Source organism: Streptomyces sp. CA-249302, from assembly GCF_050936785.1.
Taxonomy (GTDB): Bacteria; Actinomycetota; Actinomycetes; order Streptomycetales; family Streptomycetaceae; genus Streptomyces.
This window is the reverse complement of the sequence record NZ_JBNJMG010000001.1, coordinates 1,429,331-1,441,985: the sequence shown is the minus strand read 5'-3', so window position 1 is coordinate 1,441,985 and position 12,655 is coordinate 1,429,331. Positions and strand designations below refer to the sequence as shown.

Annotated in this window: 11 protein-coding genes; 10 read left to right on the top strand and 1 reads right to left on the bottom strand. The window is 72.6% G+C overall.

Going from position 1 to position 12,655, the window contains the following annotated elements; all coding sequences use genetic code 11:
- Position 1: 1 nt before the first annotated feature.
- From ACQEWB_RS06485 to ACQEWB_RS06445, 9 genes are read left to right on the top strand one after another with little or no spacing between them, the layout of a single operon-like run.
- The gene (locus tag ACQEWB_RS06485) at positions 2-937 is read left to right on the top strand and encodes a carbohydrate ABC transporter permease (RefSeq protein ID WP_432827967.1); all 936 of its coding nucleotides are present in this window, start codon (positions 2-4) and stop codon (positions 935-937) included.
- A complete protein-coding gene (locus tag ACQEWB_RS06480; protein ID WP_432827965.1) occupies positions 937-1,794 on the top strand; it encodes a carbohydrate ABC transporter permease in 858 nt (285 codons plus the stop codon). Before ACQEWB_RS06485 ends, ACQEWB_RS06480 begins: the two co-directional genes overlap by 1 nt.
- The gene (locus tag ACQEWB_RS06475) at positions 1,791-3,845 is read left to right on the top strand and encodes an alpha-galactosidase (protein ID WP_432827963.1); all 2,055 of its coding nucleotides are present in this window, start codon (positions 1,791-1,793) and stop codon (positions 3,843-3,845) included. The genes ACQEWB_RS06480 and ACQEWB_RS06475 overlap by 4 nt, the downstream gene beginning before the upstream one ends.
- Before the next feature lie 51 nt (positions 3,846-3,896).
- Positions 3,897-4,670, top strand: a complete 774-nt coding sequence (locus ACQEWB_RS06470) for an SDR family NAD(P)-dependent oxidoreductase (RefSeq protein WP_432827961.1) — start codon at positions 3,897-3,899, stop codon at positions 4,668-4,670.
- A gap of 43 nt (positions 4,671-4,713) precedes the next feature.
- Positions 4,714-5,457: a FadR/GntR family transcriptional regulator gene (locus ACQEWB_RS06465; protein ID WP_432827959.1), complete on the top strand. Its 744-nt coding sequence runs from the start codon at positions 4,714-4,716 to the stop codon at positions 5,455-5,457.
- Positions 5,454-6,599, top strand: coding sequence for a galactonate dehydratase (gene dgoD / locus ACQEWB_RS06460; protein ID WP_432827957.1), 1,146 nt, complete (start codon positions 5,454-5,456; stop codon positions 6,597-6,599). Before ACQEWB_RS06465 ends, dgoD begins: the two co-directional genes overlap by 4 nt.
- A 2-nt stretch (positions 6,600-6,601) precedes the next feature.
- Positions 6,602-7,378, top strand: a complete 777-nt coding sequence (locus ACQEWB_RS06455; RefSeq protein ID WP_432827955.1) for a hypothetical protein — start codon at positions 6,602-6,604, stop codon at positions 7,376-7,378.
- A 28-nt stretch (positions 7,379-7,406) separates the two neighbouring features.
- Positions 7,407-8,039: a bifunctional 4-hydroxy-2-oxoglutarate aldolase/2-dehydro-3-deoxy-phosphogluconate aldolase gene (locus ACQEWB_RS06450; protein WP_432827953.1), complete on the top strand. Its 633-nt coding sequence runs from the start codon at positions 7,407-7,409 to the stop codon at positions 8,037-8,039.
- Positions 8,036-9,001, top strand: a complete 966-nt coding sequence (locus ACQEWB_RS06445) for a sugar kinase (protein WP_432827951.1) — start codon at positions 8,036-8,038, stop codon at positions 8,999-9,001. The genes ACQEWB_RS06450 and ACQEWB_RS06445 overlap by 4 nt, the downstream gene beginning before the upstream one ends.
- A gap of 3 nt (positions 9,002-9,004) precedes the next feature.
- On the opposite strand, the gene ACQEWB_RS06440 is transcribed toward ACQEWB_RS06445, so the two are convergent.
- Positions 9,005-10,270: a YhgE/Pip domain-containing protein gene (locus ACQEWB_RS06440; RefSeq protein WP_432827949.1), complete on the bottom strand. Its 1,266-nt coding sequence runs from the start codon at positions 10,268-10,270 to the stop codon at positions 9,005-9,007.
- 302 nt (positions 10,271-10,572) lie between these two features.
- Here ACQEWB_RS06440 and ACQEWB_RS06435 point away from each other — a divergent pair, with 302 nt between their 5' ends.
- Complete coding sequence (locus ACQEWB_RS06435) at positions 10,573-12,648, top strand: molybdopterin cofactor-binding domain-containing protein (RefSeq protein WP_432843661.1); 2,076 nt, start codon at positions 10,573-10,575, stop codon at positions 12,646-12,648.
- The last annotated feature ends 7 nt before the right edge of the window (positions 12,649-12,655 follow it).

Below are 12,655 nucleotides of genomic sequence, written 5' to 3'. Positions count from 1 at the left end.
CATGGCCGTCCTGACCGCACCCGAACGCAGGTCCCCGGTCCGCCCGCCCGGCGGCGGCAAGCGGGCCGGGGGCCCTCGGCGCACCCCACCCCTGGTCCTGGCCTTCGTCCTGGTACCGCTGCTCGCCGAGGCCCTGTGGGTGTTCTGGCCCGCCCTCCAGGGCTTCTACCTGGCCCTCACCAAATGGGACGGCGTCTCCCCACCGCAGTTCATCGGATTCGGCAACTTCCGGGAGATGGCCCACGACGAGGTCTTCCGCAGCGCGGCCGGCCACACCGTCCTCTGGCTCGTGCTCTTCGGCGGCCTGTCCGCAGTGCTCGGCCTCGCCGCCGCACTACTGCTCCAGCAGGAGCGCCGCGGCGTCGGCTTCTACCGGGCCGCCCTGTTCCTGCCGGTCGTCTTCTCACTGGTCGCAACGGCCCTGGTCTGGCAGGCCATCTACCAGCCCGACGGCGTCCTCAACCGCCTCCTCGGCTCTGTCGGCCTGGACAGCCTCCAGCACGCCTGGCTCGCCGACCAGGACACCGCCCTCTACGCGGTCATCGTGCCCGCGCTGTGGCGCCAGATCGGCTATGTCATGGTCCTCTACCTGGCCGGCCTCAAGGGCATCGATCCGGCCCTCTACGAGGCCGCCAAGGTCGACGGCGCGACCGCCTGGCAGCGTTTCCGGCACGTCACCCTGCCCCAACTCCGCAGCGTCAACGCGGTAGTTCTGTCGGTCATCGTCATCGACTCACTCCGCTCCTTCGACGTCGTGTGGTCCCTGACCCGCGGCGGCCCCTACCACTCGTCCGAGCTGCTGAGCACCTACATGTACTCGACCGCCTTCCAGTCCCTGCGCCTCGGTTACGGCTCCGCCCTCGCCGTCGTCATCTTCGTGCTGGCCTTCGGCGTCATCGCCTCCTACCTCGTCCGCGCGTTCCGGGAGGCCGACTGATGTCCACCACCTTCACCACCTCCGCCGGGCTTCGCCGCAAGCGGGCCGCCACCGCCGGATTCCACCTCGGGGCAGGGGCGTTGGCCGTCCTCTGGCTGCTGCCCATCGCCCTGGTCGTGGTGACCAGCCTGCGCTCCTTCGACGACATCGCCGCGCATGGTCTGGGCAGTTGGCCGCACTCCTTCACGCTCGGCAACTTCGGCCAGGCCTGGACCGACGGCGGCCAGCAACGCGCCCTGATCAACAGCCTGTTGGTCACCATCCCCTGCGTCCTGATCACCCTCGCCCTCGCCGCGATGGCCGCGTTCGCGCTGAGCCGCTACGAACTCCCCTTCCGACGCTCGCTGTTGCTCCTCATGCTCGGCGGCAACCTCCTCCCGCCCCAGATCCTCCTCATCCCGGTGTCCAAGCTCAGCGAACTGATGGGCGTCTACGACACCCTCCCGGCCCTCATCGGCGTGCAGATCGGCTTCGGCGTCGGCTTCTACGTCTTCGTCCTGCACGGCTTCATGCGCTCGATCCCGGTGGAGATCCAGCAGGCGGCGGTCGTCGACGGGGCCGGGCCCTGGCAGATCTTCTGGCGGATCATCCTGCCGCTGACCCGCCCCGCCCTGGCCGCGCTCAGCGCCCTCTCCTTCACCTGGATCTTCAACGACCTGCTGTGGGCGATCACTGTCCTGCGCAGCGACACCAAGATGCCGATCACCGCCGCCCTCATCGGACTCCAGGGCCAGTACGTGTCGATGTGGAACGTGATCGCGGCCGGTTCGGTCATCGCCGCCGCCCCCACGGTCGCCGTCTTCCTCCGCTTCCAGCGCCACTTCGTGGCCGGCCTCAACCTGGGAGCCGTCAAGTGACGCACAAGCGCTGGACCTTGCGGACCGAGAACACGAGCTACGCGGTCCGCCTCTCCCCGGCCGGCCCCTGGGCCGAACTCGACGCCTGGGGCCCGCTGGGCGTCGAACACGGCCCGTCCGCCCTGGACCGGTCCCGGCGTACGCACTTCATCACCCCCGCGGACGCGGCCCCCGCCGAGTATCTGCCGTACGGGCTACGGCCGTTCACCGGATCGGAGCTGGTGGCCTCGCGGCCGGGCGAGGACCGGGGCGTGTGGTGGGAGTTCGTCGGGGCCGAGGAACAACAGGGAGCACTGCGGCTGACGTTCACCGACGAGGTGCTCGGCCTGCGCACGGTCCTCCACTACGAGACCGTGCCGGGCACCGACGTGATCCTCCGCCGGGCCGAGTTCACCGCCACCGGCCAACTCCGCCTGGAGCGGCTCGACTCGGCCGCCGTCAACATCCCCGTCACCGGTACGGCCCGCCTGACGTACCTCTCCGGTCAGTGGTCCCAGGAGTTCCAACGCACCCAACTCGACCTGCCCAGAGGGACGTTCGCCATCGGCAGCCTCCAGGGGGCGCCCGGACACGCCTACGCGCCCTGGCTCGCCGTGCAGGACGGGGAGGCGACCTACGGCATCGCCCTCGAATGGCCGGGCAACTGGCACATCACCGCGGAGGCCGAGCCAGGCGGCAGCCTGCGCGTCCGGGCCGGGCGGGTCCCGCACGAGGAAGCCGTCCTGCTCGCGCCCGGCGAAACCCTCGTCACCCCCAGCCTGGCCTGCGCCTTCAGCCCGGACGGCCTCGACGGTCTGTCCCGCGTCTGGCACCGCTACGAGCGCCGGCTGGCCGGCGAGCGACTGCACCGCCCGCGCAAGGTCCTCTACAACTCCTGGGAGGCCACCGGATTCGACGTCGACGCGGCCGGGCAGCTGGAGCTGGCCAAGGCCGCCGCCGACATCGGGGCCGAGCTGTTCGTGATCGACGACGGCTGGTTCACCGGGCGGGGCGACGACACCGGGGGACTGGGCGACTGGTACCCGGACCCGGTCTCCTTCCCGGACGGCCTCGGTCAATTCATCGACGAGACAAGGACGTTGGGCCTGGGCTTCGGCCTGTGGGTCGAGCCCGAGGCGGTCAGCCCGGGCAGCCGTCCGTACGCCGAACACCCCGAGTGGGTCTACCGCATCGAGGGCCGCCCCTCCCGCCTGGTCCGCAACCAGCTCCTCCTCGACCTCGGCCGGACCGACGTCCAGGACTTCGTGATCGGCACCCTCGACCGGCTGCTCGGCGAGTACGACATCACCTACCTGAAGTGGGACATGAACCGCCCGCCCACCGAGCGCGGCCGCCCCGGCGCAGGATCCGTCGACCTGGACGCCGAGCACGTCGCCGGATACCTCCGCGTCCTCGACCACCTGCGCACCGCCCACCCCCACGTCACCGTCGAGGGCTGCGCGGGCGGCGGCGGACGCGTCGACCACGCCACCCTCGCCCGCACCGACGTCGTCTGGCCCAGCGACAACACCGCGCCGCTCGACCGGCTGTCCGTGCAGTTCGGGTTCCTGCACGCGCACGCCCCGCACGTCATGAGCTCGTGGGTCACCGACGCGCCCGGCGTCTTCGACCCGCGCCCGCGCAGCCTCGCCTTCCGCTTCGTCAACGCCATGTGCGGAGTGCTGGGCATAGGCGCCGACCTGCGCGCCTGGACGGCGGAGCAGCGGGCCGAGGCCGCCCGGTGGATCGCCCGCTACAAGGAGGTGCGGGACGTGATCCACCACGGTGAGGCCCGGCTGCTCGGCACGCCGGAAGACCCCACTTGCGGCGTCCAGTACGACCTCGGCGAGCGCACGGTCGTCGCCGCGCTGAGCACCGGCCGCCTCGACGGCGCCCCGCTTCTGCCCGGGCGGCCCGACCGGCTCCGGCTGCGGGGACTGGACCCGGCCGTGCGCTGTCGCGACGACGCGACCGGGACGTCGTACAGCGGAGCCCATCTGCTCCACTACGGGCTGCCGTTCTCCTGGAGCGCCGATCACGATGCCGACCTGGTCGTGCTGATCCGTGAGTGAGCCCCTTATGTTTCGAGCAGGCCCTTTCACCTCAAGGAGTCGAAGCCCACGATGGACCAGCCCGTACGACGGCCCGGCGCCCGTTTCGCCGGCCGCACCGCCGTGGTCACCGGAGCGGCCTCCGGCATCGGCGCCGCCACGGCCGTACGCCTCGCCGAGGAGGGCGCGGCCGTCGTGCTCGCCGATGTCGCCGAGGAGCGGGGCGAGGCCCTGGCCGAGCGGATCGGCAAGGACGGCGGGCGGGCCCGGTTCGTGACCGCCGACGTCGCCTCCGAGCAGGACTGGGGGCTCGTGCTCGCCGCCGCGCACGCCTTCGGGCCCGTGGACGTCCTGGTCGGCAACGCCTTCACCGTCGACGTCACGCCCGCGCACGAGCTGTCGCTCGCCTCCTGGCGGCGGCAGCTCGACGTCAACCTCACCGGCAGTTTCCTCGGGTTCCGGGCGGTGCTGCCCGATCTGCGGGAGCGGCGCGGCTCTGTGGTCCTGACCTCGTCCGTGCACGCCCGGACGGGCATCCCCGGGCACCCCGCCTACGCCGCCTCCAAGGGCGCCCTGCTGTCCCTGTGCGGACAGCTCGCCGTGGAGTACGGGCCCGAGGTGCGGGTCAACGCCGTCCTGCCGGGGCCGATCCTCACCGCCGCCTGGGACCGGGTACCGGCGGAGGACCGTGAGCGGAGTGTCGACGGGACCGCGGCCCGGCGCTTCGGCACCCCCGAGGAGGTGGCCGCGGCCATCGCCTTCCTCGCCGCCGACGAAGCCTCCTACATCACCGGCACGAGCCTGGTCGTGGACGGCGGCTGGAGCGTCGTGAAGGCCTCCGCATGACCGCCCCCGCCCCGCAGCAGACGAACCAGAAAGGCTGTACGACATGAGCTCCTACGCCCGCCGCGGCGTGCACGGTCAGACCGTGGAGGCCCTCGCGCGCCGCATCCTGGGCGGTGCCATCCCGGAAGGCGCCACGCTCGACCTGGTCGCCCTCCAGAGCGAGCTGGACGTCAGCCTCACCGCCCTGCGCGAGTCCCTGAAGGTGCTCGCCGCCAAGGGGATGGTCGACGCCCGCCAGAAGCGCGGCACCTTCGTGCGGGCCCGCGCCGACTGGAACCTGCTCGACGCCGACGTGCTGCGCTGGCAGTTCGAGGGCGGTCGTACGACGGACGCCGACCGGGCGCTGCTGCACAACCTCGCGGAGGTGCGCGCGATCATCGAACCGGCGGCCGTCCGGCTCGCCGCCGCCCGCCGCACCGACGCCGACCTGGCCGCCCTCGAAGGCGCCCTGACGGCCATGGGGGAGGAGGACGCGGGCGCCGCCCACGCCGTCGAGGCCGACCTCGCCTTCCACCGCGCCCTGCTCGCCGCCACCCACAACGAACTCCTCGAACGCATGGAGATGGTGATCGAGTCCGGCCTCGCCCACCGCGACCGCATCGTCCACTCCTCCCCGCACAGCGAGGACCCGGTCCCGGCCCACCGGGCCGTCCTCGACGCCGTACGCGACCAGGACCCGCTTGCGGCCGAGGCCGCGATGCGGGCGCTGCTCGACCAGGCCGGCCGCGACCTGGACCGGCTCGGCACCACGGACGAGAACGAGACGGAAGGCTCCCGAGCCCAGTGAAGATCACCCGCATCGAAACCTTCCTGGTGCCGCCGCGCTGGCTGTTCTGCCGCGTCGAGACCGACGACGGCGTCGTCGGCTGGGGCGAACCCGTGGTCGAGGGCCGCGCCGAGGTCGTCCGGGCCGCCGTCGACGTCCTCGCCGAATACCTGATCGGTCAGGACCCGCTCCGCATCCAGGACCACTGGCAGGTCCTCACCAAGGGCGGCTTCTACCGCGGCGGCCCGGTCCTGTCGAGCGCCGTCGCGGGCCTGGACCAGGCCCTCTGGGACATCGCAGGCAAGACGTACGGTGCGCCCGTGCACGCCCTGCTCGGCGGCCCCGTGCGCGACCGCGTCCGGGTCTACGCCTGGGTCGGCGGCGACGAACCCGCGGCGCTCGGCGAGCAGATCGCGGAGCAGGTGGAGGCGGGCTTCACCGCGGTCAAGATGAACGCCGCCGGGGCCACCTCGCCGGTCGCCACCGCCGCCGAGACCGCGGCCGTCGTCGCGCGCGTCGCCGCGGCCCGCGAGGCCCTCGGCCCGGACCGTGACGTCGCCGTCGACTTCCACGGACGCTTCACCGCGGCGGCCGCCCGCCGGGTCCTCGCCGAACTCGCCCCGCTGCACCCGCTGTTCGTGGAGGAACCGGTCGTCCCCGAACAGGGCCATCTGCTGCCGGGCCTGGTCGCCTCGACGCCCGTCCCCCTCGCCACCGGCGAACGCCTCTACTCCCGCGCCGAGTTCCTCCCCGTCCTCACCGCCGGCATCGCCGTCGCCCAGCCCGACCTCTCCCACGCGGGCGGCATCTCCGAGGTCCACCGCATCGCCTCGCTCGCCGAGACCTACGGCGCCCAGCTCGCCCCGCACTGCCCGCTCGGCCCGATCGCCCTCGCGGCCAGCCTCCAGATCGCCTTCGCCACGCCCAACTTCCTCATCCAGGAACAGAGTCGGGGCATCCACTACAACAAGGACGCCGACCTGCTCTCCTACGTCGTCGACCCCGAACCCTTCCGCTTCGTGGACGGCCACGCACCCCGCGGCGATGCGCCCGGCCTCGGCGTCGAGATCGACGAGGCGGCCGTACGGGCCGCCGACCGCACGGGACACGCGTGGCGCAACCCTGTGTGGCGGCATGCGGACGGGTCCTTCGCGGAGTGGTGACGGTGAGCCCCCTGGAGATCGTCACCGACCGTGCCCACGGCGGGCGTTGGACCTCGCTGCGGTCCGGTGGGCGCGAGTGGCTGTGGCGGCGGGACGGAGTCGGGCGCGAGGGCGTGTCGCCGGAGGACGCCTTCGTGGACGCGGGCGGGCTGGAGGAGTGCGTGCCGACGGTCCGGGGCACGCCCGACCACGGGGACGCGTGGTCCCGGCCGTGGGTGAGGGAGGGGGAGGGGGTCGAGAGCGTCCACTGCGAACGCTTCTCGCTCAGCAGGACCATCCGATACGGCTCACCGGTCGACTACGTCCTGACGGCCGACCCGGGCTTCCGCTTCGTCTGGGCCGCACACGCCCTGCTCGACCTCTCCCAGCGGGCGGCGGTCCACCTGCCGGAGGGGGCGAGCACACGCCTCTACCCCGACAACGGACCGTGGGTGGAGGGAAGTTGGCCTGCACCTCGTGGATCCCGCCTCGACCGGTTCGGCCCGGACGACGGCACCGCGGTCGGTGCCGTCGTCGACTCCGCGCGCTGCTGCGTGCACGACGACGTGGACCGGCTGGGGTTCTCCCTGGAAGCCGAGGGGCAGCCGCTGTCGATCGCCCTGTGGCGCAACCTCGGCGGCTTCCCGGCCGCGGACCCCTACCGCAGCACGGGCGTCGAGCCGATGCTCGGCCGCGTCTTCGACCTCGCCGAGGCGGGCCCCGGAGACGCGGCCCGCGTACCGCCGTCCGGCGAGGTGCGCTGGCGGCTCACCCTCGCCCCGGACTGCAACTGCCCCTGAAACACCTGGAAGTGGAGCACGAGTACTCATGGACCTACGAGCGGCCCTGACCGCCCACCGCCTTGTCGCCATCGTCCGCGGCGACGACCCCGAAGCCGCGCTGAGCACCGTACTGACCCTGGCCGCGGAGGGCGTCGAGCTGATCGAGGTCTCCCTCACCGGCAAGGACGCGCTCACCGTCATCGAACGCGCCCGCCGGGCCCTCGGCCCCGACCGCCCCCTCGGTGCCGGCACGATCCTCACGGCCGAGGACGCACGGGCCGCGCACCGGGCCGGCGCGGACTTCGCGGTGACGCCGGCACTGGGCGAAGGGGTTGGTACGGCAAGGGAGTTGGGGATGCCGGTGCTGGCCGGGGTGCTGACCCCGACCGAGGTCCTTGCGGCCCGTTCCCTGGGCGCCGCCGCGCTGAAGATCTTCCCGGCCGCGCAGGCGGGTGGCCCCGGATACCTCAAGGCGCTGCGTGGCCCGTTCCCGCATGAGCTGTTCGTGCCGGTGGGCGGGGTCGACGAAGAAGCGGCCCGCGCCTACCTGGCCGCCGGTGCCGTCGCGGTCGGTGTGGGCTCGCCCCTCATCGGCGACGCGGCGGACGGCGGGAGCGTCGCCGCGCTGCGGGAGCGTGCGCGGGCCTTCCTGGCGGTGGTAGGGGAGTTCACGCCGTGACGCGCACCGCAGTGGGCCACTGGCGGCCCGCCGACGGCCCCGTCGTCTGCGTCGGCGAGACCATGGCCGCCCTCGCCCCCACCCCGCCCGACTCCCTCGAAACCGCCGCCGAACTGCGCCTCTCCGTGGCCGGAGCCGAGTCCAACGTGGCCATGTACCTCGCCGACCTCGGCCGCCCCGTCTCCTGGCTCTCGGCCCTCGGCGACGACGCCCTCGGCCGACGCGTGCTCACGGCCGTGTCGGCGGCCGGCGTCGACGTCGGCGGCGTACGGACCGATCCCGTGCGGCCCACCGGCCTGCTGGTGAAGGACCCCGGACGCGAGCGCACCCGCGTCCACTACTACCGCTCCGGTTCGGCCGCCTCGGCGCTCGGCCCCGAGCTGCTGGACGACGAACGGGTGCGGTCGGCCGCCCTGCTGCACCTCAGCGGCATCACCCCGGCGCTCTCCCCGACCTGCCGGGACCTGATGGAACGGGCGCTTTCCACGCCCGCGGACGAGCGGCCGTACGCCATCGGCTTCGACGTCAATCACCGCCCCGCGCTCTGGCCGGACGGCACGGCCGCCAAGGTGCTGCGGGACCTCGCCGGCCGGGCCGATCTCGTCTTCGTGGGGCTTGACGAGGCTCAGGGGCTGTGGGGCGAGCACCTGCAACCTGCCGACGTGCGGCGGCTGTTGGCGGGGCCGCGGGTCTTGGTGGTCAAGGACGGTGGGCGGGCCGCTCATGCCTTCGTCGGCGGGAGTGTCTGTACGGTGCCCGCCCTGCCCGTCGAGGTCGTGGAGCCGGTGGGAGCCGGTGACGCCTTCGCCGCCGGGTTCCTGGCCGGGCTGTTGCGGGGCGAGAGCATGCCGCGCGCCCTGCGGCTCGGGCACATCGCCGCCGCCTCGGCGCTCTGGGTGACGGGCGATCACGGGCCGTTGCCGGAGCCTGCCGAGATCGAGCGGCTGCTCGGCGGAGCGTGAGGGTCAGGCGGGCTGCGGGGTCAGGCGGACATGGCCCTTGCGGTCGTAGTAGCGGGTCATCGCGAAGCCGAAGAGAAGGGCCAGGGCAGCGCCGATCCCGATCATCAGCCAGGAGCGGGACAGGCCCGCGTCGCCCCGGGCCTCGAAGTAGAGGATGGCGCGGACGCCGTCGCTGAGCTGGCGCATGGGCTCGAAGTGGGACAGGAAGCGGTAGAACGCGGGCACCGCCTGGAGGGGGACCGTGGCGCCGGAGGACGGGAGGCCCAGGACGATGAAGACGAACATGGAGACCAGCTGGCCGACCCCGCCGAAAGCCGCGTTGATCGCCTGTACGCCGAGGCCGACGGCCAGGGCCGCGCAGTAGGAGTAGATCCACAGCAGCGGGATGTGGGTGGCGTCCATGCCCAGGATCGAGATGGTCGCGAGCATGATCAGGGAGACGCTGACGACCGTGATCCCCGCGGTCATGACCATCTTCAGCAGCAGGGTCTGGGTGCGGGTGATCGGCACGGTGGGGCGGCGGGTGTGCCAGGGGCCGATCTCGTTGTCGGCGTAGCCGAGGGCGGTGTCCACGCCGTTGCTGATGACGTTCCCGCCCATGAAGCCGGCCAGGACGAGCAGCAGCGTGTAGTAGAAGGCGCTGAGCCCGAGGCCGCTGTGGCCGCCGATGGGGTGGCCCACCTGGGTGACGACGTTCACCGGGTCGGCGAGCAGCAGTTTCGACGTGGGGTTCGCCTGTGCTCCCGCGGCTGCCGTGAGCTGTTTGCCGACGGTCTGTGAGGCCTGGTGCGCCGCCGCCGTGGTGATCTGACTGGCGAGCGAGGAACCCAGGCTGCCCTTGCCGGGGTTGGTGAGCACCGTCATCGTCGGGCGTGCGGTGGCGTCGGCCGTGGTGAGCGCCATGATGGACGTGGTGAAGTCGGGCGGGATGACCAGGGCGCCGTACACCTTGCCGGAGTCGAGCTGGTCCTGGGCCTCGGCCCGGGTGAGGGTGCGCCACCCGGCCTTCTCGTTCGACTTGTCCGAGGTGATCGCCGCGGCGATCTGCGTGCCCACGTTCTGCTGCTGCCCCGCAGGCGGCTTGCCGGTGTCGCCGTTGACCAGGGCGATGGGCAGACGGTGCAGGGCGCCCTGCGGGTTGACGATGCCGCCCATGTAGAGGAGGGCCAGCAACAGGGCGAGGAGCCCGGTCAGGACGGTGGGCATCAGCCACAGTTTGGGTCGGCCCAGCAGGGTGACGGCACGGGCCTGGGGACTGGCGTCGGCCATGGTTCTCCGTAGGTTGTGGGGACAGGTCGTCTACCGCACGGGTCAACTACGCACCCAGAGCCTACGGACGACAAGGGGCAGATGGGTGCAACCTGTCCGCGACCGGCGTGATCCGGTCGGGGCTGCGGCGGTTCTCAGGGAACCCACAGGGCATCTGAGCCCTCATATCGGATGACGCACTGGGCGAACCACCCGAGGAGTGTTTGTTGAACGGCACCGACACAGCCGGCATCGGAACCTCCGCCACCGGCCCGGTCCAGGAAACCGGAGCGCCGGGGTCCGGGGTGTCGCGCCGCCGGTTCATGGTCTACTCCCTGGCCGCCGCCACCCTCACCGTCGCCGCCCCGCTCGGCTGCGACTCCTCGACGGCCGAAGGCTCCGAGCCCGCCCGCGTCGGCGCCGACGTGCTGGTGACCGGCGCCGACGACGAGATGCTCGTCCTGGAGGTCACCGAGGCCAACCGGGTGGTCGTGCGGCTGCCGCGGGTCGAGCTCGGCCAGGGCATCACCACCGCCGTCGCCATGATGATCGCCGAGGAGCTGGACGCCCGCCTCGCAGACGTCGACATCCCGCTCGCGGACGCCCGCACCAAGGGCAGCCAGTCCACCGGCGGTTCGAACTCGGTCAGCGCGCTGTACGACCCCGCCCGGCAGCTCGCCGCCACCGCCCGCGCCCGCCTGGTGACCGCGGCCGCCCGGCGCTGGCGCCTGCCCGCCTACAGCCTGCGCACCGGGAAGACCATGGTGATCGCCCCGGACGGCCGCACGGCCACCTTCGGCTCACTGACCAAGAGCGCCGCCAGGATCCGCCGTACCTCCGTGTCCGCCAAGCCGAAGCCGGCCGCGCAGCACAAGGTGATCGGCAAACCGACCGGCCGTATCGACGCGCGGGACATCGTCACCGGCAAGGCCAAGTACGCCGGGGATCTGACCGTGGCCGGAGCCGGGCCGACCGTCGTGGCGCGGCCGCCGACGATCGGCGGGAAGCTCGTCTCGGTCGACGACCGGGCCGCGCGCGCCATGGACGGCGTACGGGCCGTGGTGAAGGTGGCCGGCGGGGTCGCCGTGGTGGCCGACACCTTCCACCACGCCTTCCAGGGCCGCGACGCCCTGAAGATCAAGTGGGCGCCGGGGCCGCTGGCCGGGCTGTCCGACGCGGCGATCCGCTCCCGGCTGCGGGCCGCGGTCCCGCGCCCGGGCGCCGCACCGCAGGGATCGACACAGGTGGAGGGCGAGTTCGAGTTCGCCTTCGTCAGCCACGCCCCGATGGAGGTGCTCACCGCGGTCGCGGACGTGCGCGCGGACCGAGCCGAGCTCTGGTTCTCCTCGCAGACCCCGATGGACGCCCGGGACACCATCGCCTCCGCGGTCGGACTGTCTGCCGCCAAGGTCAAGGTCCATGTGATGCGCGGCGGCGGCTCGTTCGGGCGGCGGCTCAACTTCGACGCCGCGATCGAGGCGGCCCTCATCTCCAAGGCGGCGAAACAGCCGGTCAAGCTGATGTGGAGCCGCAACGACGACACCCGCCACGGCCGGATGCGCCCCGCCAGCCACCACCGCATCCGCGCCAGTCACACGGACGGCCGCGTGGTCGCCTTCACCCACGCGACGGCCTCGGTGAACGAGTCGTACGGCAAACAGGGCAGTGCGAACCAGGCGGTCTTTGTACGACCGGTCGCCGCGCCGGTGCCGAGCGACTCCGGCCTCTACAACTTCGGCCGCCTGTCGGGGGATTCGGGCTCGGTCGACCTCGCGATGCCGCTCGGCGCCTGGCGCTCGGTGGACTCCGGGACGGTGCGGACCGCCGAGGAGATCATGGTCGACGAGATCGCCGGGAGCCTGGGCGTCGATCCGGTCACCTTCCGCCGTACGACCCTGCGGAACAAGGCCGTCAGGGCCGTGCTCGACAAGGTCGCCGAGGCCGGGAGCTGGAACTCGCCGCTGCCCGCAGGGCACGGGCAGGGTGTCGCCGTGCACGAGGAGTACGGGTCCTGCGTGGCCTGTCTCGTCGAGATCGACGGCACCGATCCGAAGAAGCCCCGGGTGACCAAGGTGGTGATGGCGGCCGACGTCGGCACGGTCGTCAACCCGCGCGGCCTGGAGGCCCAGCTCATGGGCGCGGCGACCGACGGGATCTCCGTGATCCTCCAGGCCGGGCTGCACATCGACCGGGGCGCGGTGCGCGAGGGGAGCTACAAGGACTTCCAGTGGGCCCGGCAGCGCAACGCCCCGCTGTACTTCGAGGCTCATGTCATGCCGTCAAAGGGCGAGCCCGGCGGGGCCGGCGAACTCGGCGTCCCCGCCGCGTCCGGAGCCGTCGCCAACGCCTACGCCCGCGCGACCGGCCTCAAGCCGCGCCGCTTCCCGCTGAACTTCTGACCGACTT